The sequence below is a fragment of the Micromonospora sp. WMMD987 genome, from assembly GCF_029581435.1.
GTDB lineage: Bacteria > Actinomycetota > Actinomycetes > Mycobacteriales > Micromonosporaceae > Micromonospora > Micromonospora rifamycinica.
Window position 1 is genome coordinate 55,759 of sequence record NZ_CP120861.1, and the last position, 21,687, is coordinate 77,445.

The 21,687-nt window shown below is 71.8% G+C and carries 17 protein-coding genes; 10 read left to right on the forward strand and 7 right to left on the reverse strand.

Features of this window, described 5'->3' with window-relative positions:
- Positions 1–10 precede the first annotated feature (10 nt).
- Genes O7612_RS00230 through O7612_RS00240 form a run of 3 tightly spaced genes read left to right on the forward strand, consistent with a single transcriptional unit; the run spans position 11 to position 2,705 of the window.
- Positions 11–346 carry a muconolactone Delta-isomerase family protein gene (locus tag O7612_RS00230; RefSeq protein ID WP_282269345.1) on the forward strand — a complete coding sequence of 112 codons (336 nt, stop codon included), beginning with the start codon at positions 11–13 and terminating at the stop codon, positions 344–346.
- Positions 343–1,518 carry a class I SAM-dependent methyltransferase gene (locus tag O7612_RS00235; RefSeq protein ID WP_282269347.1) on the forward strand — a complete coding sequence of 392 codons (1,176 nt, stop codon included), beginning with the start codon at positions 343–345 and terminating at the stop codon, positions 1,516–1,518. The genes O7612_RS00230 and O7612_RS00235 overlap by 4 nt, the downstream gene beginning before the upstream one ends.
- Before the next feature lie 17 nt (positions 1,519–1,535).
- Positions 1,536–2,705 (forward strand): aromatic ring-hydroxylating dioxygenase subunit alpha, encoded by a 1,170-nt coding sequence (locus O7612_RS00240; protein ID WP_282269349.1) that lies wholly within the window; start codon positions 1,536–1,538, stop codon positions 2,703–2,705.
- 177 nt (positions 2,706–2,882) lie between these two features.
- Here the strand turns inward: O7612_RS00240 and O7612_RS00245 are convergent, their stop codons facing one another.
- From O7612_RS00245 to O7612_RS00255, 3 genes are all read right to left on the reverse strand, one after another.
- Positions 2,883–4,427 carry an FAD-binding protein gene (locus O7612_RS00245; RefSeq protein ID WP_282269351.1) on the reverse strand — a complete coding sequence of 515 codons (1,545 nt, stop codon included), beginning with the start codon at positions 4,425–4,427 and terminating at the stop codon, positions 2,883–2,885.
- A 1-nt stretch (position 4,428) separates the two neighbouring features.
- On the reverse strand, positions 4,429–5,586 hold the full coding sequence (locus O7612_RS00250) for a cytochrome P450 (RefSeq protein WP_282269353.1): 1,158 nt from the start codon (positions 5,584–5,586) through the stop codon (positions 4,429–4,431).
- A 128-nt stretch (positions 5,587–5,714) separates the two neighbouring features.
- Positions 5,715–6,218 (reverse strand): MarR family transcriptional regulator, encoded by a 504-nt coding sequence (locus O7612_RS00255; RefSeq protein WP_282269355.1) that lies wholly within the window; start codon positions 6,216–6,218, stop codon positions 5,715–5,717.
- A gap of 179 nt (positions 6,219–6,397) precedes the next feature.
- Between O7612_RS00255 and O7612_RS00260 the strand changes: the two genes are divergently transcribed.
- Together O7612_RS00260 and O7612_RS00265 are read left to right on the forward strand one after the other, a co-directional pair.
- Positions 6,398–8,251: a DEAD/DEAH box helicase gene (locus tag O7612_RS00260; protein ID WP_282269357.1), complete on the forward strand. Its 1,854-nt coding sequence runs from the start codon at positions 6,398–6,400 to the stop codon at positions 8,249–8,251.
- Positions 8,248–8,811 carry an SWIM zinc finger family protein gene (locus tag O7612_RS00265; RefSeq protein ID WP_282269359.1) on the forward strand — a complete coding sequence of 188 codons (564 nt, stop codon included), beginning with the start codon at positions 8,248–8,250 and terminating at the stop codon, positions 8,809–8,811. Before O7612_RS00260 ends, O7612_RS00265 begins: the two co-directional genes overlap by 4 nt.
- 87 nt (positions 8,812–8,898) lie before the next feature.
- Here O7612_RS00265 and O7612_RS00270 read toward each other — a convergent pair whose 3' ends face one another.
- On the reverse strand, positions 8,899–11,703 hold the full coding sequence (locus tag O7612_RS00270; RefSeq protein WP_282269361.1) for a glycosyl hydrolase: 2,805 nt from the start codon (positions 11,701–11,703) through the stop codon (positions 8,899–8,901).
- Positions 11,704–11,896: 193 nt separating this feature from the next.
- On the opposite strand from O7612_RS00270, the gene O7612_RS00275 reads away from it, so the two are divergent.
- Entirely contained in the window at positions 11,897–13,114 is a 1,218-nt protein-coding gene (locus tag O7612_RS00275; protein ID WP_282269363.1) for a class I SAM-dependent methyltransferase, read from the forward strand.
- Between the two features lie 16 nt (positions 13,115–13,130).
- Here the strand turns inward: O7612_RS00275 and O7612_RS00280 are convergent, their stop codons facing one another.
- A complete protein-coding gene (locus O7612_RS00280; protein ID WP_282269365.1) occupies positions 13,131–14,084 on the reverse strand; it encodes an NAD(P)-dependent oxidoreductase in 954 nt (317 codons plus the stop codon).
- 187 nt (positions 14,085–14,271) lie between these two features.
- On the opposite strand from O7612_RS00280, the gene O7612_RS00285 reads away from it, so the two are divergent.
- Positions 14,272–15,381, forward strand: coding sequence for a DegT/DnrJ/EryC1/StrS family aminotransferase (locus tag O7612_RS00285; protein WP_282269367.1), 1,110 nt, complete (start codon positions 14,272–14,274; stop codon positions 15,379–15,381).
- A gap of 99 nt (positions 15,382–15,480) precedes the next feature.
- On the opposite strand, the gene O7612_RS00290 is transcribed toward O7612_RS00285, so the two are convergent.
- Positions 15,481–17,052: an MFS transporter gene (locus tag O7612_RS00290; RefSeq protein ID WP_348774255.1), complete on the reverse strand. Its 1,572-nt coding sequence runs from the start codon at positions 17,050–17,052 to the stop codon at positions 15,481–15,483.
- Positions 17,053–17,219: 167 nt separating this feature from the next.
- On the opposite strand from O7612_RS00290, the gene O7612_RS00295 reads away from it, so the two are divergent.
- The 3 genes from O7612_RS00295 to O7612_RS00305 are packed head-to-tail and all read left to right on the forward strand — an operon-like array spanning position 17,220 to position 20,414.
- Positions 17,220–18,389 (forward strand): P450-derived glycosyltransferase activator, encoded by a 1,170-nt coding sequence (locus O7612_RS00295; protein WP_282269369.1) that lies wholly within the window; start codon positions 17,220–17,222, stop codon positions 18,387–18,389.
- Positions 18,386–19,711, forward strand: a complete 1,326-nt coding sequence (locus tag O7612_RS00300) for an activator-dependent family glycosyltransferase (protein WP_282269370.1) — start codon at positions 18,386–18,388, stop codon at positions 19,709–19,711. Before O7612_RS00295 ends, O7612_RS00300 begins: the two co-directional genes overlap by 4 nt.
- Positions 19,704–20,414, forward strand: coding sequence for a class I SAM-dependent methyltransferase (locus tag O7612_RS00305; protein WP_282269371.1), 711 nt, complete (start codon positions 19,704–19,706; stop codon positions 20,412–20,414). The genes O7612_RS00300 and O7612_RS00305 overlap by 8 nt, the downstream gene beginning before the upstream one ends.
- Before the next feature lie 65 nt (positions 20,415–20,479).
- Here O7612_RS00305 and O7612_RS00310 read toward each other — a convergent pair whose 3' ends face one another.
- Complete coding sequence (locus O7612_RS00310) at positions 20,480–21,640, reverse strand: acyltransferase (protein WP_282269372.1); 1,161 nt, start codon at positions 21,638–21,640, stop codon at positions 20,480–20,482.
- Positions 21,641–21,687 lie beyond the last annotated feature (47 nt).

Sequence of the window (21,687 nt, forward strand, 5' to 3'; positions counted from 1 at the left end):
GGAGAAAGAGATGGCGCTCTTTGCGGTGCTGGCGACCCAGTCGCCGGCCGCCGGTGAGGCGAAGGAGTTCCGGGAGCGACTGCCGGAAGGCTTCGCGTACACGAAGGCCCTGGTCGACAAGGGGGTCATCCGACACAGCTGGATCCGGGTCGGCGCGTCCGGCGGCCTCAACATCTACGACGTCGACTCGCACGAGGAGCTGCTCGCGGCGTTGTACGACAACCCGGTCAGCCCGCACCTGAAGTTCGAGATCATCCCGCTGGCCGCGCCGGCCAGCTTCGATCCCGCCGCCCAGCTGCTCAAGTGGGCGCGTCCGGGCGAGCACGGCACCCCGGAGACGGCATGACCGTCGACCGCGCCCTGGTCGGGCTGCTCGCCGCACGGGGGGACGGATCCGATCCGGAGATCGCCACCGTGGTCAAGGAGGCGGGCCTGGCAGCCGTCGTCGACGTCCTCGTCGACGAGATCCTGTTCCGCTGCGACGCCCCGGTCAACCCGGTCCCCGTCCACCTCGCCATGACCGTCACGCACGGCGGCGAACGACGACGGGTCGTCTTCCGGATCGTGCGGGACGAGCCGATCGTCGTCCTGGACGGCGACGTGCCGTCGGTGCAGCGGGAGATCGGGATCCAGGCGGTGGACCTGGTCCGCCGCCTGTACGGGCGGTCCGGCCAACGTCGCCTCGGCGACTTCACCGACGCCTTCCTGCCGGACCGCCCGGCCGACCTGGCGCAGTTGCCGGCCATCCTGACGTCCACCAACCAGGCCTCCGGGACGCTGTTCTCCGGGTGCACGGTGCCCCGGGACGACCTGGGCCAGCTCTCGGTCGCCTACGGCTCCGACAAGTGGGCCAGTTTCCACTGGTACACCGGGCACTACGAGGAGGAGTTCGCCCGCTACCGCGACCGGCCGGTACGACTGCTGGAGATCGGCATCGGCGGCTTCGACGGGGAACTCGGCGGCGCGTCGCTGAAGATGTGGAAGAAGTACTTCCACCGGGGGCTGATCCACGGGCTGGACCTGTTCGACAAGTCCTCGCTCGACCAGGGCCGCCTCACGGCGCTCACCGGGGACCAGTCGGATCCGGCCGCGCTGGTCGCCCTCGCCGAGGAGCACGGACCCTTCGACATCGTCATCGACGACGGAAGCCACGAGAACGAACACGTCCGGATCTCGTTCGACGCGCTGTTCCCGTACGTCCGCCCCGGCGGCCTGTACGTCATCGAGGACATGCAGACCTCGTACCTCCCCCGCTGCGGCGGGACGGCGGGGCCGGTCGCCGGCCCGCAGACCACCGTCGGCCTGTTGAAGCGGCTGCTGGACGACATCCACCACCACGAGCAGGACCCGCCCACCGGGGAGCCGCCCACCATCACGCAGAGCCAGGTCGTCGGCGTGCGGGTGTACCGGAACATCGCGTTCGTCGAGAAGGGCGTCAACGGCGAGACCGGCATCCCCGGCTGGATGGACGACGAGGCCTGGATCGCGCTCGGCGCCATCCCGCCGGCGGACAACTGAGGCAGAGGGGGAGCACTGTGAGTCCGACCGAGACCGCCCGGGTGACGCCGTCGCCCGACCGTACGGCCGCCGAACTGGTGGCGGAGCTGCGGCAGTACCTGCGGCCCGACCCGCCCGCGCTCAGCCTGCCACCGCAGTTGTTCACCTCGCCCGAGGTGTACGAGTGGGAGCGGGCCAGGATCTTCCACCGTTCCTGGATCCTGGTCGGCCACGTCGACCAGCTCGCCGAACCCGGCGACTACCTCGCGATGACCATCGCCGGTGAACCGGTCGCGGTCACCCGGGACCAGGACGGAATGCTGCACGGCCTGTCGCCGGTCTGCCGGCACCGGATGATGCCGTTGGTCGAGCCCGGAGCCGGGAACACCAGGGACCTGACCTGTTCGTACCACCTGTGGCGCTACAACCTCGACGGCACCCTGCTCGCCGCCACCCACATGCGCGGCAACACCGACTTCGACCCGGCGGCCTGCCGGCTGCCCACCTTCGCCGTCGCGCAGTGGCACGGCCTGGTCTTCGTCAACCTCGACGCCGGGGCACCGGCCTTCGACGACGACCTGTCGGTGGTGGACCGGGAGATGACCAACTACCGCCTCGACGAGATGGTGCAGGTCAGCAGTTGGACGGAGGAGTGGGACTGCAACTGGAAGATCGCCGTCGAGAACGGCCACGAGAACTACCACGCGATCGGCTTCCACCCCGAGACCGTCCGGCCCCTGATGACCGGCGGCATCGACATGGCGGTGCACGCCGACTCGGCGCTGGTGACCCGGCTGCTCAGCCCCACCGGTTCCCCGTTCGAGACGAACGTCCTGCCGCTGACCGAGGCGGAGCGGAGCGTCATGTACAGCTTCCGGCTGTTCCCGTGCGCCGCCGTCGCCACCTTCGGGGAGAGCATCGCCTGGATCAGCCTGGTGCCGGTCTCGATCGACCGGACCCAGGTACGCGGGGGAACCCTGATGCCGGCGGCCGCGCTGCAGGGCGCCGACCTGGCAGCGGTCAGGGCGCAGATCGAGGCGGTCACCGGTGTGATCAACGCCGAGGACCGCCGTGGTCTGGAGGCCGTGCAGAGCGCGGTCGGCTCGCGGTTCCTCCAGCGCGGGCAGCTCAGCCCGAAGGAGCCGGGGGTGCTGGCCTTCTACCGCAACCTGGCCCTGGCGATGACCACCGACATACCCGACGCCTGAACCGGGGTCGCGCCCCCGCCCGGCCGGTTCGTTCCGGCCGGGCGGGGGCGTTCGGATCGGTACGGGGCGTTCGGGTCGGTGCGGGGTGGTCGGATCGGGGTGGGGTGGTGCGGTGCGCGTGTCGCAGGGCCGCACGGGGTGCCGGGGGTGCGGCCTGCGGGAGGGCGCGGGGCCGGCTCAGTCGGGCAGCCGCACCGACAGCCCGTGCCGGAAGACGTCGAGCGGATCCCAGCGGGCCTTCACCTGTTGCAGCCGCGGGTAGTTGCCCTTGTGGTACAGCGTGGACCACGGTATTCCCGAGGTGTTCCAGCGGGGATCCGCGAGGTCGGTGTCGGGGTAGTTGATGTACGAGCCGTCGCTGTCGCCGCCGGGCGTCGGGACGCCGCCGGTGTCCGCGTACAGCTCCCGATAGAACTCCCGGATCCAGGTGACGTGCGTGTCGTCCTGCGTCGCGTCGGTCCAGTTGTTCAGGTAGAAGGCCTTCAGCACCGAGTCGCGTTGGGCGGTGGCCGTGGCGTCCGGCGGCACGGCGGCGGCCCGGCCCCCGTACGCCGCAAGGATGACTCCGGCGGTCGGGTTCCGGTAGTCCTCGCTGGTCAGCCAGCGGTAGATCACGTCCGCCTGCGCCCCGGTGTACCGCCGCCGCAGGTAGGCCGCCTTGCACTTCGCCCGCAGCCCCCAGACGTTGCCGGACATCCGGGGACGCAGCATCGTGCTCAACCAGGGCCTGGTCTGGACGTCGTGGGTGTACGGCACCCCGACACCCTCGTTGAGGGCCGTCAGGTAGGCGTCCAGCAGCTCCGGGGCGTCGGTCCGGCCCGCGTCCACCTGCGTGGTCAACCCGATCATGCCGGACTCCCGGCGCAGCACGGTGAGGATGCTGAACAGGCTGGTGAACCGGGAGTCCGGCCCGCTGTTCCGTTCGTGCCAGCGGCCGTGGTTGCGCAGCAGCCGACCGAACGACTCCGGGGTGAAGTCCGGCCACGACCAGAAGACCAGACTGTCCAGCACCGCGGCCGGCGGGGCGGGGAGCAGCGCCGCCGGGTCCGCGCCCACCGCCCCGGGGGTACGGAACCAGTAGCGGGTGACGATGCCGAAGGTGCCACCCCCGCCGCCGGTGTGCGCCCACCACAGGTCCCGGGCCGGGTCGGCGGCGTCCCGACTGGCCACCACGGCCCGGGCGGTGCCGGAACCGTCCACCACCACCACCTCGACGGCCTCGAGATGGTCCACCACCGACCCGTGCCGACGGGTCAGCGGACCGTAACCCCCGCCGGGGACGTGCCCGCCGATCCCGACGCCGGCCTCCAGACCGGCCGGGATGGTGACGCCCCAGCCCTTGAGCAGGGTGCGGTACACGTCGCCGAGCAACGCGCCGGGCTCGGCGAAGAAGGCCCGGCGGCCCGGGTCGTAACCCACCGCGTGCAGCTCGGACAGGTCGATCAGCAGACCGGTGTCCGGCGCGTCGACGAAGTCCTCCAGGCAGTGCCCGCCGCTGCGCGCCGCCACCCGCATCCCGCCCCGCACCGCGTCCTGGACGGCCTGGACGACCTGGGCCGTGGACCCGACGACCCGGACCTGCCGGGGACGGCAGCGGAACCGGCCGTTCGCGGCGGAGGTCAGCTCCAGGTACCGCGGGTCGCCCGGTCGGATCGTCACCGGTCCCGCCGTGGTCACCTCCCGGTCGGACGTGACCACCGGCCCGTCCTGCTCCGCGCCCACCTCAGCGGACCGTCAGGTCGAGCGGGAGCTGCCGGGTGCCGTTGAAGTCCTTCGGATCGTGGAACACGATCGGCGCGTCGGTCGGGATCCGGAAGTCGTCGTACCGGTCCAGCATCGCGTTCAGGGCGATCCGGACCTCCATCCGGGCCAGCGGCGCACCCAGGCAGAAGTGCAGGCCCATCCCGAAGGCCAGGTGCCGGATCTGGGCGCGGTGGAGGTCGAAGGTGTCCGGGTCGGCGAACTCGCTCTCGTCCCGGCCGACGGAGACGAGGGAGACGCTGACCAGCGACCCCTCGGGGATCCGCTGTCCGCCGAGTTCGATCTCCTCCGTGGCCCGCCGGTCGAGCCAGACCAGGGGCGACCGGTACCGCAGCACCTCTTCGAGCAGCTGCGGGATGAGGCCGCGGTCGGCCCGGATCTCCTTCACGGCCCCGGGGTTCTCGTCCAGGGAGAGGATCGCGTTGGTGAACATCGTGCTGGTGGTGAGGTGCCCGGCGATCAGCAGCAGGGCCAGGAAGCCCACGATCTCCTGGTCGTCGAGGCGTCGGCCGTCGGTCTCCGCCTCGACGAGCGCGCGGATCAGGCCCGCCCGGTCGGAGGCGCGGTACTCCCGGACGTGGCTGAGCAGGTACTGGTTCATCTCCCGGATCGACGGCGCCATCGCGGCCACGCCCTCCTCGCTGAACAGGGCGTCCACCCCGTTGTCGACGAGCAGCGCGTCCGCCCACCGGCGGAACAGGTGACGGTCGGCGACCGGCAGGCCCATCACCTCGGCGATGACGGTGACCGGCAGCGGGTGCGCCAGGTCGGCGACCAGGTCGATGCGGTCCCCGCCCCGGTCGGCGATCCGGTCGAGCAGTTCGGCGGCGACCTGTTCGATCCGGGGTGCCAGGCCCTGCACGAACTTCGGGGTGAAGCCCTGGCTGACCAGGCTGCGCATCTGCCGGTGCCGGGGATCGTCCATGGCCTGGAAGTTGCCCTTGGTGAAGGTGCGGAGTTCCTCGTGGTCGGGGATGAAGGCGCTCAGGTCGTTGGAGAACCGCTTCGCGTCGGTGGCGACGGTGACCCCGTCCCGGTACCTGAACACCTGCCACCGCCCGGACGCCTCGTCCAGGCTGACCGGTTCGCTCTGCCGCTTCGTCCGGTACAGGGCGAGCATGTCTCGCATCTTCTCGGGAACGTGCGGACCACCCATTGATCGACCCCTCACATGGCGGACGGAGACCTGTGGGGGCATCACAACGGAGCGGCCTCGTAAGGCCCTGGAAGGCTGGTGGACCTGCGGTCTCAGGGAGTGGGGGCGGGACCGGTGGTGGAGCGCAGCCGGTCGACCTCCGCCGCCGCGCTCGCCTGGAACACCTCGATGAACCGCAGCAGCGTGCGGAGCTGGTCGTCGTCGAAGGCGGCCAGGTCGTCGAGGGTCCGCGCGGTCAGCCCCGCGTAGTACGCGTTGATCCGTCCGAGTCCCTCGTCGGTCGGCTCGATGAGGATGCGACGCCGGTCGTGCGGGTCGGGCACCCGGCGGACGCAACCGGCGTCCGCGAGCCGGTCGATCATCCGGGAGGCCGAGCCCGGGGTGAGGCCGACCCGCTTGGCGAGCACCCCGGCCGTGGTCGAGCCGTGCTGCTGGAGGGCGTGCAGGCAGTGGAAATCGGTCACCACCACGCCCATCCGGCCGGCGACCAGGCTGTTGATCTGGATCAGGTGGGTGATCCAGTCCGGTAGCCGGCGCACCACCTCGTCGGCGAGCGACCCGTCGACCGCGTGCTGCGGCGGCGTCTTCTCCCGCATGGTCAGGCCCGGCCCGGTCCGTAGGGCATAATTCCTCTTATCATTGCGTGACGCAACTGTTCTGTCCCACAACCATCATGTCACCCCCCGTCCTAGGAGTGGGTCTTGCCCAGCTCGTCCCCCATGCCGATGCACCGTCCACCGCCGGCCCCGCGCCCCTGCCGTCGGCGGGACGCCCGATGACCGAGCTACCCGGCACCCTGCAGGCCACCTTCGTCCCCGCCGAGGACGCCATCGCCTGGTGGGGCGTCGAGCAGCTCACCGAGGCTGTCCGGGCACACGGGCTGCCCCCGGGCCGCCCCGGCACCTGCCGGCTGGCCCTGCCCGTGGCGGGTCAGGTCACCGCGGCCAGCGTCCCGGTGCTGCTGGCGGAGCTGGACGCGGCGCTGCCCGCCCTGCGTACGCTCGACCCCCGGGCGGAGGTCGGCGCGTCTGTCCGGGCCTGGCGGGACGCGGCCACCCTGCCGGAGGGCGACGACGAGGGGTACACGACGCTGGGCACCCGGATGCCGGCCGCCGCCCACGCCGTGCTCAACGGCGAGGGCACCGCCATCACCGCCGCGGCCGCCCTGCTCACCCAGTTCCGGCAGGCGCTGTCCACCCGGGCCGCGCTGCACGGCACCGCCATCCAGGCGACCCTGCGGCCGTACCAGGTGCACGGGGTGGCCTGGCTCAGCGCCCGGCCCGGGCTCGGCCACGGCGGCGTGCTCGCCGACGAGATGGGTCTGGGCAAGACCCTCCAGGCCATCTGCCTGCTCGCCACCCGCGTCTCGACCACACCGCACCTGGTGGTCTGCCCGACCTCCCTGATCGGCAACTGGCGGCGGGAGATCGCCCGCTTCGCACCGGGCACCCCGACGATCAGCTACCACGGCGCGGGGCGACAGCTCCCGGACACCTACCAGCCCGGGACCGTGGTGATCACCAGCTATCCGGTGCTGCGCCGGGACGAACCGCTGATGAAGACCGACTGGGACGTGGTCGTCTTCGACGAGGCACAGCAGATCAAGAACCCGGAGGCGCTGGCCAGCCGGGCGGCGTCCGCGCTGTCCGCCCAGTCGAGGATCGCCATGACCGGCACCCCGGTGGAGAACCGGCTGGACGAACTCTGGTCCATCCTCAACGTCACCAACCCCGGCCTGCTGGGCACCCGCGCCCGCTTCCGGCAGCGTTTCGTGACCCCGATCGAGCAACGACGCTCGGCCACCGCCGCCGCCGCCCTCAACACCATCGTCCAGCCGCACCTGCTCCGCCGGACGAAGGCCGAGGTGGCGGCCGAACTGCCCCCCAAGCAGTACTCGACGATGGTCTGCACGCTGACCGACGAGCAGGCCCGGCTCTACCGGGAGGCGGTGGACCGCGCGTTCTCCGACGGTCTCGGCGCCGGCATCGAGCGCAGCGGGCGGGTCCTGGCGTTGCTGACCGCCCTCAAGCAGATCTGCAACCACCCCGCCCAGTACCTGCGCGACGGTCCCGCCCAGCCGGGGCGGTCCGGCAAGTTCGACCGGGCGACCGAGATGCTCGCCGAGATCGTCGACGAGAGCGACCGGGCGCTCGTGTTCACCCAGTACCGGGCGATGGGCGAGCTGCTCTCCGGTCACCTGGGCGACAGCCTGGGCGTGGGCCCCGTCCCGTTCCTGCACGGTGGCCTCTCCGCCGTCCAGCGCGACCGGCTCGTGCACGCGTTCCAGGAGGACGACGACGCCCCGCCCGTGCTCCTGCTCAGCCTCCGGGCGGCCGGATTCGGCCTGAACCTCACCCGGGCCACCCACGTCATGCACTACGACCGCTGGTGGAACCCGGCCGTCGAGGAGCAGGCGACCGACCGGGCCCACCGGATCGGCCAGCAACGCACCCTGAACGTCTACACCCTGGTCACCGGCGGCACCATCGAGGACCACATCGCCCAGATGCACGACAGCAAGCGGGGGCTCGCGGAGATCGTCTCCGGGGACACCGAGGCCGCCCTCGCCAAGCTGTCCGACGACGAGCTGCACGAGGTGCTCGACCTCGACCTAGGAGCGTTCCATTGATCCCGGCAGAGTTCGGCGCCACCCCCTGGGGCCGGTCCTGGGTCCGTACGGTCGCCTCGACGGCCTCGGCCGGCCCCAACGCCCTGCTGCCGAAGGCCCGCAGCCTCGCCCGCAACCACGCGGTCACCCTGTCGGCCACCGGTGGCCACCTCGAAGCCGACGTGGTGGTGTCCGGGGTGGGCAACCGGGTCCGCATCGAGCTGCCGCCCTGGCCCGCCGACGTCCAGGAGGAGGCGAAACGCCTGATCGCCAAGGCGATGGCTGACAACCGGGGCCTGGCCCCGGGCGACCTCCCGGACACCCTCGACGGCGAGTTCCGGCACCACGGCATCAGTGTCGGCATCCGGCTCGACGAACTGGTGTCCGAGTGCGACTGCCGGAGCCGGCGGCGTCCCTGCGTGCACGTCCTGGCCACCATCTACGCGCTGTCCCAGCGGGTCGACGAGCGGCCGGAACTCGCCATCGAACTGCGCATGTCGCCCACCGAGATCGCCCCGCCACCGGACCCGGACTGGGTACCGCTGGCCCAGGTCGACCCGGAGACCTTCTACGGTGGCTGAACGCCACCGGCACCCGCCACCCGTCCCGGTCCGGGCCAGCTCGGTCCCAGTCCGGGACGGGTCGGCCCCGGACCGGGACGGGTCGGGTCACACCGACACGCCGCGCAGGCGTACCGGGCCGATGAGACCCGCCGGACGGGGGCTCCGGGACGCGAACCGCCCGTAGGTGTCCGCCTCCGTCCGGCCCAGGGCGACCAGCCGGTTGCCCAGCGTCGTGGCGACCTCGACGGTGATGGTGTTGACGCCCCGGCGCAGGTGGGGGAGCACGTCGCGGGTGCCGACCCCGACGCAGTCGCCGGCCACCCGCCGGTCGTTGACCTCGACCTGGACGGTGCCCGCGACCTGGCCGAGGTCGAGCAGCACGGCGTCGACGTCGTGATCGGCGTCGTCGTCGAGGAGCACGGTGGTGCGGTAGGTCCCGACCCCCGCGACGTCCTCGAGGTCGCGGGTCGTCCGCCAGTCCCCGGTCGGGTGGTCGCCCAGTCGACGGGTCCGCACTCCCCCCGGCTGCCAGTCCTGCACGTCGAGATCCCACCGGGTCAGCTCCCGCGACCACCGCTGCCGGGTCGGCACGGTGGGAGCCGGGACGGTGACCGGCACGGCGTCCAGCCCGGGCCCCGTCCCGAGGAACACCACGGTCGCCTCACCCGGGGCCAGGTCGAGCGCCACCGTACGACGGTCGTCGTCCCCGGTGCTGTCGACGGGGTGCGAGGTCCCGGCCCAGAGGTCGAGGATCCGCACCGCGCCGCGACCACGGAGTGCGGCGGTGAAGCGGGCCCGGGAACGCCCCGAGTTGAACAGGTGGTAGTAGTCGCCGGAGGCGTCCTGCCGGTGCACCGGCAGGACGCCGGTCGCGTCCCGTAGCAGGGCGTCGGGCCACACGCCGAGGTGCCGCAACGCGGTCAGGACGTCGTCCTGGGTGGCCACCCGGCGGACGTTGGGCAGGGCGAGCAGGTCGGCGGCGCGGCGCGCGACGGCCGCGTCGGCGCGCGGGGCCTGGTGGAACCCCCGGGCGCGGTCCGGGGGTGTGCCGACGACGACGACCGGCAGGCCCCCGACGGCCAGGGTGTGCAGCCGTTCCAGGGCGTCGGGCTCGATCGCCGGCCCGTCGTCGACCACCAGGGCGCGGTAGCCGGCGTGCCCGGGGGCCAGCCGCCGGTCCCGGACCACGGCGGCGTCGGCGGTGAGCAGGCTCGGGCTGAGGAAGCCCCACGTGTAGCCCGCGTCGGCCAGGTTGCCGGCCGTCACCTGCGGCCAGGAGAGGCACCAGTACGCCTGCCGGTAGAAGGCCACGTCGACGCGGGGCAGGCCGGTCCGGAGCACGGCCGCCGCCCGGGCCAGGTAGTCGGTGAACGCCCGCATGTGCCGCCACATGGGCTGGCGCGGCCCCCAGGCGTCGGACACGGCCGGGGAGCTGTCGTTGGAGAACGGCGCCCAGCCGGGCCAGGCCGCGCCGGGGACGTCCGAGTAGGGGAACCCGTGCAGCACCACCTGGTTCACCCCGCCGCTGAACGCGCTGTCGACGTGCCGCTTCAGCTCGGCCAGGCCGGTCTGGTAGTCGGCGTCGAGCACCGCGCAGCATTCCAACGAGACCACGGGAGCGCCCCGCATGTGCGCGCCGGAGGCGATGCCCCGGTGGAAGTCGACGGCCCGGTCGTACGCGGCGACGCCGTCGGTCATGCCCCCGGCGGCGATCCAGTTGACCAGGTCCTCGCTCTCGGGCACCTGGACGGCACCGGCCACCTCGACGTGGTCGATCGTGTTGCCGTACGGCTGCGCCCGGTAGCTCAGCCCCCGGCTGTTGGCCCAGCGGGTCAACGGCCCGACGTGGTGGTCGACGTACAGCTCGTTGAGCGTCCGGTAGTAGTCGTGCCGGATCCGACGTCCCAGCCCGCCGGGGAGGTCGTACCCGGCCGGACTCTCCGGGTTGGTGCCCTTGCGCAGGGTGGCCCAGTCGAACCGGTACAGGCCCTCGATGCGCAGCACCGGCAGGTAGGGCGTCAGGTCGTAGCCCCGGCGGCGGGCGAACTCCGCCGGCAACGCGGCGGTCCAGAGTTCGCCGTCGACGGCGATCTCCAGCGAGTCCTCGAAGATGTCCCCGGCCGCCTGGCGCAACAGCGGGTCCAGCCGGGGTGGCAGGACGTGCCGGTCGAGGTGGGCGATCGCCGCCGTCGTCGCCGGATGGGAGAAGTGGTCGATGACGGGTGCGTCGGCGGGGCCCGCGTCCACGAGGGAGCGTTGCCCGGACGGCCGGGACCAGAAGCTGAAGACCAGCCAGGCGCCGGTCGCGGGCGCGGTCCAGCGCACCCTGCCGTCGGCCAGGTGACCGGTCAGGTCGACCACCGACGCCTCGTCGAGCAGGACCGACCCCGCCGGGCTCCGGCCCGGGTCGGCGATCCGGGCGGCGGTCACCGCGACGAGCCGGTCGTCGGTGGTGGGGTCGCCTTCGGGCGGGGGTACCGCGTCGACGGCCTCGCCGGCCGCCACCGTCCGGCAGCCCTGGACGAGTTTCCGCTGGGCGAGCCCGATCCGGTCGCCGGTGACGGCGGGGCTGGCCAGCGGCCACCCCGGGCTGATGGTCAGGTCGAGGCGCATCCCGCACGCCCGGGCGGCCAGCAGCGCGGTCTCGACGCTCCCGGTGAACCGGGGGGTTCCCCAGGTCCGCACCGCGTCGGGGTCGACGGCGGCGGGCAGGCCCATCGGGAGCAGGGCGATCTCGGCGCGGGCGAACCCGGCGTCGCGGAGGGTACGGAGTTCGCGTTCCACCCCGGCCGGGGTGACCGCCCCACCGGGCCACCACCAGCGCACCCGGGGACGTGCCGCGTTCGTCGGCGTGGCGAAACCGGTCCCGTCCCCCGCCCCGCCGTCCGGGTCTCTTCCCGATCGGACCATTCCCACTCCCAGTTTCCCGTTTGCTGAATGTCGATCAAGCCGACCGCCGTTCCCGCCGGCGAGGGTCGCCACGTTACCGCACATTCCCAAGCCTTCGAAAGGCGGAAACCGATGCTGCGCCGATCGGCTTTTCCGGGCCGCGTACGAGCCATTCTCAAGCGATTCTAATGTCGAATCCCATACGATATCGCCCATGATCAAATGCCGAGTTTGTGGTGGATCACCGACCGAGTTCATCGACTTCGGACAACAGCCGCTCTCCGATGCTTTCCGCGCCCCGGACGACGCCACCGACGAGTTCTTCTTTCGGCTCGCGGTCGGCCTCTGCCCGGACTGCACGATGGTCCAGCTCATGGAGGAGGTGCCTCGGGAACGCATGTTCCACGAGGCGTACCCCTACGTGTCGTCCGGCTCGGCGGTGATGCGGGAGCACTTCGAGAAGACCGCCCAGGAGCTGCTGGCCACCGAACTCTCCGGCCCCGACCCGTTCATCGTGGAGATCGGCAGCAACGACGGCGTCATGCTCAGGACGATCGACAAGGCCGGCGTGCGGCACCTGGGGGTGGAACCGTCCGCGAGCGTCGCGGAACTGGCCCGGATGCAGGGCATCCAGGTGCTCGGCGAGTTCTTCGAGGCGTCCTCGGCGGCCCGGATCCGGGCGGAGCACGGACCGGCCCAGGTCATCTACGCGGCGAACACCATGTGCCACATCCCGTACGTCGAATCGATCTTCCAGGGGGTGGACGCCCTGCTGGCACCGGACGGGGTGTTCGTCTTCGAGGACCCGTACCTCGGCGAGATCGTCGCCCGGACCTCCTTCGACCAGATCTACGACGAGCACTTCTACCTCTTCACCGCCCGGTCGGTCGCGGCGATGGCGCAACGGTTCGGATTCGAGCTGGTCGACGTGCGGCGGCTGCCGGTGCACGGCGGCGAGGTCAGGTACACCCTGGCCCGGGCCGGTCGGCGCACCCCCGCCCCGGCCGTCGCCGACCTCCTCGCCGAGGAGGCGGACGCGGGGCTCGCCGACCTGACGACCCTCCAGCGGTTCGCCGCCGCGGTCGGTGAGGTGCGGCACGACCTGGTGACCCTGCTACGCCGGCTCAGGGCCGAAGGCCGGACGGTGGCCGCCTACGGGGCCACCGCCAAGAGCGCCACCGTCACCAACTACTGCGGGATCACCCCCGATCTGGTGGCGTACGTCCTCGACACGACCCCGGCCAAGCAGGGCCGGCTGACCCCCGGCGCCCACCTGCCGGTGCGCCCCGCCCAGGAGTTCCGCCCGCCCTACCCGGACTACCTGCTGCTCTTCGCCTGGAACCACGCCGAGGAGATCATGGCCAAGGAGCAGGCGTTCCGTGCCGCCGGTGGTCGGTGGATCCTGTACACGCCGAAGGTCCACCTGGGGTGACCCGCCCGACGGGAGGTCAGCCGGCCCGGTAGGCCTCCCACATCTCCCGCAACGACCGTCCGAGCGGGATCCGGGGAGCCCAGCCCAGCAGCGTCCCCGCCCGCCGGATGTCGGCCTCGATCCAGGCGCCACCGAGGCTCGACCCGGTGGCGGGCCGCTGGACGAGGATCGACGCCGGATAGCCGGCGCTGGTGACGAAGAGCGTCACGAAGGACCGCATGTCCACCGCCGTCCCGCTGCCGATGTTGACCGCGCACCGCAGGCCGGGCCGCCCGGCGGCGCGCAGCGTGGCGTCGGCCAGGTCGCGGACGTCGACGAAGTCCCGCCGGTCCGGTGCGACGCCGAGTTCCATCCGGCCCGTCCTGGTGGCCTCGTCGAGCAGCCGCAGCAGCTTGCCGGGGAGGCTCACCGGGGACGGGTACGGACCGCAGACGTTGACGGCGCGCAGCACCACGCCGTCCACCCGTCCGGCGCGGGCGGCGTCGAGGACGAGCCGCGAGCCGGCCAGCTTGGTCCGGGCGTACCCCGACACCGGTTCCGGCGCCACCGACTCGTCGATCGCGACGCCGGGCTCCCCCGTGCCGTACTCGTGGATGGTGCCGAGGTGCACCAGGCGCGGCGGCCGGGGCAGCGCGGCGACCGCCGTGAGCAGATGGCGGACCACCTCGACGTTGACCCGGGCGAACTGTTCCTCGGTGTGCTCCCAGCCGTCGGTGGCGTTCGCCGCGTCGGTGGCGTTGACCACCACGTCCACCTGCTCGGCGCGGAGGATCCCGGCGATGGTGCCGGGTGTCGCGGTGGCCAGGTCCAGCCGGACGAACGCGTCGTGCCGTATCCCCGGGACCGGACCGCGCGCCAGGGCGACGACCCGGTACCCCCGGGCGGCGAAGGCGTCGCAGACGTGCCGGCCCACCCATCCGGTGCCGCCCAGCACGGCGACACACCCGTTGTTTCCGTCGTCCGGCGACAATCCGCCTCCCCAGTCCACTCGACACGACAACCGGCGCGGTCGGCGCGACTCGAATATAGGAAAGGCGCGGAAAATAGTCCAGGGTCGTTGTCCGCCACGATGCGCGAGTAAAACACGACCGGTCGTCGAGCCGCCCCGGCTACAACTGCTGGTATTCCATCCACGGTCGGGAAGGCAAGGCGGATCGATGGCCACTGGCGTATGGGACTACGTGCAGGAATACGAAGAAGAGCGCGCCGAAATACTCTCTTCCGTGGACCGGGTATTCCGTTCCGGCCGCCTGGTGTTCGGGGAGAGCGGGCGCGCTTTCGAACGCGAGTTCGCCGCCTACCACCAGGTCGCGCACGCGGTCGGCGTGGACAATGGCACCAACGCGATCAAAATCGCCCTCCAGGCGCTCGGCGTCCGGCCCGGGGACGAGGTGATCACCGTCTCGAACACCGCGGCACCGACCATCGTGGCCATCGACGCGCTGGGCGCCGTGCCGGTGTTCGTGGACATCCGGGCCGAGGACTACCTCATGGACACCTCGCTGGTCGGCGCGGCGATCACGGAACGGACCCGCTGCCTGCTGCCGGTGCACCTGTACGGCCAGTGTGTCGAGATGGCACCGCTGGAACGGCTCGCCGCGGAGCACGGCCTGGCGATCCTGGAGGACTGCGCGCAGGCCCACGGCGCGCGGCACCACGGGCGCGTCGCCGGAGGCATGGGTGACGCCGCCGCCTTCTCGTTCTATCCCACCAAGGTCCTCGGCGCGTACGGCGACGGCGGGGCGATGCTCACCGGCGACGACACGGTGGAGCAACGGATGCGCCGCCTGCGCTACTACGGGATGGCCGAGCGCTACTACGTGGTGGAGACCCCGGGGCACAACAGCCGGTTGGACGAGGTGCACGCCGAGATCCTGCGCGGCAAGCTGCGCCGGTTGGACGGCTACATCGCCGCCCGGCGGGCGGTGGCCGCCCGGTACGCCGACGGCCTGGCCGGCACCGGGTTGCAGCTCCCGGTCGTGGCCGACGGCAACGACCACGTCTACTACGTCTACGTGGTGCGCCACCCGCGCCGGGACGAGATCCTCGCCGCGCTGGAGTCCTACGGCATCTCCCTCAACGTCAGCTACCGCTGGCCGGTGCACACCATGTCGGGCTTCTCCCACCTGGAGGACCGGCGCGGCGCGTTGCCGGTCACCGAGGGGCTCGCCGACGAGATCTTCTCCCTGCCGATGTACCCCTCGCTGTCGATCGACATCCAGGACAAGGTGATCGCGGCGCTGCGGGAGGTGCTGGAGCGGCTCTGAGCCCAGGAACCCGTTCCGCTCCCCGGCGCTCCCCGCTCCCCGTGACCGGGAGCGGGGAGCGGAACGGGTGGCACCCTTCGGCGGAACGGAGGGCACCTCTCAGTCGGCGGCGACCGCGCCGGCCGGCTGTTCACCTCGCCGGGTGGACCGGATGAAGAGGCTGGTCACCGCCACCACCGCGGCGACGATCGCCGCTGCCACGAAGCCCGGGGACATGCTCTCGGTCAACACGTAGTGGTCGCGCGCCTCCGGGGTGAGGCCCGCCGGTGCGTTCCCGGTCGCGGTCCGGCTCGCCGTCCCGTAGACCGTCACCAGGACGGCGAGGACGAACGGGCCACCCAGTTGCAACATCGTGTTGTACGTGCTCGACGCCGCACCGTAGTTGTGCGAGGTGACGCCGGCCCCGGCCATCTCGGTGGCGGGGATGAGCGTCGCGGCCATCCCCGCGCCGACCAGCACCAGCGGGCCGAAGATGGCACCCCAGTAGCCGCTGTCCAGGGAGATGTCAGCCAGCCACAGGTAGCCGACGACCAGCGCCAGCGCCCCGAGGAACGTCATCCACCGCTCGCCGATCCGGGGAAGGACGGCGGTGACCGCCACCGAGGTGAAGACCAGGGCGAAGCCCGTGGTGAGGAACGACACCCCGGCGATCAGCGGGCTGAAACCCAGCGGCCCCTGGACGAACATGGTGAGGAAGAACGACATCCCGATCATGCTGCCGGTGACCAGCACCGCCGACAGGTAGGCGGTGACCCGGTTGCGGTCCGAGAAGAGCCGCAGCGGCATGATCGGTTGCCTGGCCCGACTCTCCACGGCGATGAAGACCGCGAACAGGACGGCACCGCCGATGATCGGTCCCACCACCGTCGTCCAGTTTGACCAGCCGTCGTGCCCGGCATTCGACAGACCGTAGACCAGCAGCACGACGCTCAGCGCGGAGGTGACGGCGCCGGCCACGTCGAAACGACCCCGCATCCTTGCCTGTTCGGCGATGAAGACCGGCGTCAGCAGGAATACCAGGATGCCGACCGGCACATTGACGAACATCACCCAGCGCCAGGACAGTCCGGTCGCCAGTACGCCACCGAGGAGAAGCCCGACCACCGCACCGGAACTGCTCGCGGCCGCCGAGGTGGCAATGGCCTTGGTGCGCCCGGCCCCCTCGGGGAACAGGCTGAGGATCAGCGCGAGCGTGGTCGGCATGGCCATGGCCGCGCCCACCCCCTGGAGTGCCCGGGCACCGAGGAACCACCAGTCCGCGGTGGCGAAACCGCCCAGCAGTGAGGCGACGGTGAACAGCGCGATACCGGTCATGAAGATGCGGCGGCGGCCGAAGATGTCACCCATTCGACCGCCGAGCAGCATCAGGCCGCCGAGGGCCAGCCCGTAGACGTTCACCACCCAGGCCATGCCGGTCTCCGAGAAACCGAGGTCCGCGCCGATGGACGGGAGCGCGACCGTCACGATCATGAGATCGATCGTGAGGATCAACTGGCAGGACACGATGATCGCGAGAGCGATTCCGGTACGGTGCCCCCGGGGGGCCGCACCCGGTTCCGCCTCGGATTTCGTGAGAATTGCATCAGGCGACATATACCCCTCCAGGGAGCCTGAAATGCGCGAGTGCGCGTGACAGGGACACGCTAGTTCAATTGCCTCCCGGCCGCACATGACCCGCCGCCTTGACAAATCTCAGGAATTGCTATCGGGAAATGGTCGAAGAATGTGATGGCCGCTCCGGAACAGAGGCACCCGCCACTTCTAGCCGTATTCGAATCGACGCTAGTAGCGTCCGCTGCGGCAGTGGTGCAGGTGTTCGCCCAGGAGAGGACGTCGACATGTCGGTTGATGGTGGCCTACGCCGCCGGATGCAACTCGTACGGGGAATCCAGTGGCTCCGGGCCGCCCAGGGTGACCCCTTCGCCGACCTGCTGCGCGGTCAGGAGCAGGACCCCGCGGGGCTGGCCACGCGCCTGCGGGCCGGTGGGCCGGTGACGTGCAGCGCCGCCGGCACCTGGGTGGTCGCGCGGCACCCCGTGGCGGCGGCCGTGCTGGCGGACCCCGCGTACGAACCCGGCCTGCTCGACTGGCGGCCCGCCGGGGTGCCGGCCATGCCGCTGACCGCCGACGACCTCGCGCTGGCGTTCGGCGAGCGGGACGGACTGCGGGCGCTCACCGACCCGGTCGCCGGCCCGGCCGCGCTGGCCCGACGACACGACGAGCTGCGGCAGGCCTGCGAGCGCGAGCTGACCGGCCGCACCGGCGACGTCGACCTGGCCGACATCACCGCCCGGATGTGCCTCGCCATGCTGGCGGAGCTGGTGGACCTCTCCCCGGCGCAGCGGGACCGGCTGGCGGGCTGCCAGGCGGACGCCGGGCTGGTGCTGGACGCCATGCTCTGCCCGCAGGGCGCGGAGGCCACCGGACGGATGCTGGCGGCCGTCGCCACCGTCCGCGAGATCGTCGCCGGCCGGCAGCCGTACCTCGTCCTCGCCTTGCTCGGCGTCCGGGTCGCCGCGGACCTGCTCGGCAACGCGCTGGCCGCGCTGGTGGCCGACCCCCGGCGGTGGGCCGCGCTCGCGGCGGACCCGACGTCCGCCCCGGCCCTGGTCGACGAGACCCTGCGGCACAGCCCGCCGATCCGGGTGCAGCTCCTGGTGACCCGGGCGGACACCGAGATCGAGGGCCGACGGATCAGTGCGGGCAGCCAGGTGGCGGTCCTGCTGCACACCGCGAACCGCGATCCGGCGGTGTTCACCGCCCCCGACGACTTCGATCCCGACCGGAGAGCGGGCCCCGCGACACTGCTCCCCTCGTGGCCCGGCGAGCTGGTGCTGCCCGCCGCGCGGGCGCAGGCCGCCGCCGGGCTCACCGCGCTGGTCCGCCGGTTCGCCGCGCCGACGCCCACCGGGCCGGCGCTGCGGCGGCTGCACGCGCCGGTCACCGCAGGGGTGCTCCAGCTCCCGGTACGGGTACCGGCGGGCACGACAGAGAAGAGCCGAGCATGAAGGTGATGTTGACCTGCTTCGCCGCACCGACCCACTTCTATTCCCTGGTGCCCGTGGCCTGGGCGCTACGCACGGCGGGACACGAGGTCCGGGTGGTCGGCCCGGCCGAACTGGCCGAGACGGTCACCCAGGCCGGGCTGACCGCGGTCGCCGTCGAGCGGTCCGGGCCGACCGACGCCGACCCCCGGGTGTACGGACTGCTCGGCCAGGCCTTCCCGGGCAGCCTCGACCTCGTCCGCGACTTCGACTACACCGGCCAGGACCCGCGCGCGTGGACCCTTCCCGGCCTGCTCGAACTGGAGACCGTCGCCAGCAGCGTCATGTACGCCACGATGAACAGCGACCGGCTGACCGACGAACTCGTCTCGTACGCCCGACACTGGCAGCCGGACCTGGTCATCTGGGAGATGTTCACCTTCGCCGGGGCGGTCGCGGCCCGGGTGTCCGGCGCGGCGCACGCCCGTTTCGTGTGGGGCCCCGACGGGGCGCTGCGGGCCCGTCAGGAGCTGCTGCGGCTCTCCCGGGAGCTGCCGGCCGCACACCGTCAGGACCCCACCGCCGAATGGCTGGACGGGTGTCTGGCGAGGTACGGCGGCCGGTTCGACGAGGAACTCGTCACCGGCCAGTGGACGATCGACATCACGCCGCCCAGCATGCGGCTCGACGTGGGGGTGCACACCACGGGTGTGCGCTACGTGCCGTACAACGGCCCGGCGGTGGTGCCCGACTGGTTGCGTACCCCGCCGTCGCGGCCACGCGTCTGCCTGACGTTCGGCCTCACCAGCCGTACCGACGGCCAGCCGGTCGACACACTCGACGAGGTGCTCGGCTCGGTCTCCCTCGGCGACCTGCTCGACGCGGTCCGTGATCTCGACGCGGAGATCGTGACCACCGTCGACCCGGCGGTGATCGCCGGGGTCGAGCTGCCGGACAACGTACGCGCGGTCGGCTTCGTCCCGCTCAACGACCTGCTGCCCACCTGTGCCGTGGTGCTGCACCAGGGCGGAAGCGGGACCAGGTCGACCGCCGAGGTGCACGGCGTCCCCCAGCTCATGCTCACCGACCCGTGGGACGCGCTGCGCGGTCAGGCCGTGGAGCGGGTCCGGGCCGGGCTGACCCTCGACCGCGGCGCGCTGACCGCCGACGTGCTGCGCGACAGCCTGGAGCGGCTGTTGAAGGATCCGGAGTTCACCGAGGGCGCCGCGCGGGTGCGGCGGGAGGTGCTCGCCGAGCCGAGCCCGAACGACCTCGTGACCCGGTTGGTGGAACTCACCGAGGCGCACCGTCGCCGGGTACCGACCCTGGGAGGAAACCATGTATGAGACCGAGTTCGCCGACGTCTACGACCTGATCTACCGGAGCCGGGGCAAGGACTACGCGGTCGAGGCGGCGTTCCTGGCGGAGCTGGTGAAGGCCCGGCACGCCGGCACCGGATCGCTGCTCGACGTCGCCTCGGGCACCGGCGGCCACCTGCGTCACCTGCGGGAGTCGTTCCCCCGCGCCGAGGGTCTGGAGATCTCGCCGGACATGCTCCGTATCGCCCGGCACCGGTTGCCGGAGGTGCCCATGCACCAGGGCGACATGCGGGACTTCGACCTGGGCCGCACGTTCGACGCCGCCACGCTGATGTTCAGCTCGATCGGGTACGTGGCGGACAAGGCGGAACTCGACCGGACCCTCGCCTGTCTGGCCCGGCACGTCGTACCCGGTGGGGTGGTCATCGTCGAGCCGTGGGTCTTCCCGGACACCTTCGTCCCCGGGTACGTCGCCGCCGATCTGGCCCGCGACGGGAGTCGGACCGTGTCGCGGATCTCCCACTCGGTGCGCGACGGCGACGCGGTTCGGATGACGCAGCACTACCTCTGCGCGGACGCCACCGGCATCCGGCACCTGACCGACGTGCACCGGCTGGCACTGTTCACCCGGGACCAGTACGAGGACGCGTTCGCCCGGGCCGGTTGCCGGGTCGAGTTCGTGCTGACCGAGCTGTTCCACCGTGGACTCTTCGTGGGTGTCCGGGAGTAGCCCGACCGGACGCGGTGCGGGCGGGACCGGAGACGGTCCCGCCCGCACCTGTCGTCGGTGTCCCGCTACCGACCCGTCGGCGTCCCGCCACCGACCACCGCGTCGACCCGTCGCCGGCTGACCGAGAAGCGGCGCTGCATCGGGCGCTCCACCAGGCGGAACAGCGCCCAGGAGAGCAGGATCGTGGCGGACAGGCCGAACGTCAGCAGGCCGAGCGACTGCCAGCCGTTCGGCCTGAAGTCGGGGCCGTAGACCGGATACATGTTGTAGAGCACCAGCTCGTGCAGCATGTAGAAGGCGAAGGAGATGTCACCCAGCCAGACCATCACCCGGCCGCCGAGGAACGACGGACGGCCGGCGATGTCGCGGGCCGCCACCGCCGGGATGAGGAAGGCCAGCGGCACGATCGTGGCGGACACCATCGCGAAGCCCGTCGGCAGCACCGACGCCGCCGCGTACCCGGCCAGGAAGGCGACCACGGCCCACCACACCCGGACCCGCGGCCACCTGCCGGTCATCACCAGCCGGGCGAGCAGGATGCCCAGCACGAAGTCGAGCATGCGCACCGGCGGGAAGACGTAGATGAACCAGTACTCCAGCGCCGACATCGGCTCCCACCACACCTGGGGCTCGTCGGGCAGCAGCTTCGCCACGACCGGTACGCACAGCACCGCGAGCATCACCCCGCCCGCCCAGTACCAGAGGCGCTCGGGCCGGATCCTGCGGATCCACCGGATCAGCAGCGGGAAGGACAGGTAGAACAACGCCTCGACCGACAGCGACCAGCTCACGTCGTTGATGCCGAAGGCGACGTCCAGATCGGTCCACCAGGCCTGGAGCAGCAGCACGTTGGGCACCAGCCCGACCAGCTCGCGGCCGCTCGCCACCATCACCACGACGGCCAGCAGGAGCGTCACCAGGTGGTTGGGATAGATCTTGAAGAAGCGGCGACGCCAGAACCGGCCGGCGGTGTCGTCGTCCCGCATCGACCAGGTCAGCACGAACCCGCTGAGCACGAAGAAGAAGCCCACCCCGATGTAACCGCCCATCTTGACCACCGCCTTGATGGTCTCGGTGGTCTCGGTGTACGGCAGCAGGCCGGGCTGGAAGGCGGCGTGGGTGGCGAACACCATCATGGCCGCCACCCACCGCAGGCCGGTGAGCGAGGAGAGGCGGTGGACGGGGGAGTGGACGGCTTCTCGCGGCGGGAGTTGGTCTGTGCTCATGGCAACCTTCCGGGAACGACGCTGGGATCTGTCCGGCCGGCCCGCCA

Bases quoted from the DNA above. Each gene is read 5' to 3' on its own strand.
- O7612_RS00230 (WP_282269345.1), top strand. From the start codon at position 11: ATGGCGCTCTTTGCGGTGCTGGCGACCCAGTCGCCGGCCGCCGGTGAG.
- O7612_RS00235 (WP_282269347.1), top strand. From the start codon at position 343: ATGACCGTCGACCGCGCCCTGGTCGGGCTGCTCGCCGCACGGGGGGAC.
- O7612_RS00250 (WP_282269353.1), bottom strand. From the start codon at position 5,586: ATGCTCGCCCTGTACCGGACGAAGCGGCAGAGCGAACCGGTCAGCCTG.
- O7612_RS00255 (WP_282269355.1), bottom strand. From the start codon at position 6,218: ATGCGGGAGAAGACGCCGCCGCAGCACGCGGTCGACGGGTCGCTCGCC.
- O7612_RS00260 (WP_282269357.1), top strand. From the start codon at position 6,398: ATGACCGAGCTACCCGGCACCCTGCAGGCCACCTTCGTCCCCGCCGAG.
- O7612_RS00270 (WP_282269361.1), bottom strand. From the start codon at position 11,703: ATGGTCCGATCGGGAAGAGACCCGGACGGCGGGGCGGGGGACGGGACC.
- O7612_RS00275 (WP_282269363.1), top strand. From the start codon at position 11,897: ATGATCAAATGCCGAGTTTGTGGTGGATCACCGACCGAGTTCATCGAC.
- O7612_RS00285 (WP_282269367.1), top strand. From the start codon at position 14,272: ATGGCCACTGGCGTATGGGACTACGTGCAGGAATACGAAGAAGAGCGC.
- O7612_RS00290 (WP_348774255.1), bottom strand. From the start codon at position 17,052: ATGTGCGGCCGGGAGGCAATTGAACTAGCGTGTCCCTGTCACGCGCAC.
- O7612_RS00295 (WP_282269369.1), top strand. From the start codon at position 17,220: ATGTCGGTTGATGGTGGCCTACGCCGCCGGATGCAACTCGTACGGGGA.
- O7612_RS00300 (WP_282269370.1), top strand. From the start codon at position 18,386: ATGAAGGTGATGTTGACCTGCTTCGCCGCACCGACCCACTTCTATTCC.
- O7612_RS00305 (WP_282269371.1), top strand. From the start codon at position 19,704: ATGTATGAGACCGAGTTCGCCGACGTCTACGACCTGATCTACCGGAGC.
- O7612_RS00310 (WP_282269372.1), bottom strand. From the start codon at position 21,640: ATGAGCACAGACCAACTCCCGCCGCGAGAAGCCGTCCACTCCCCCGTC.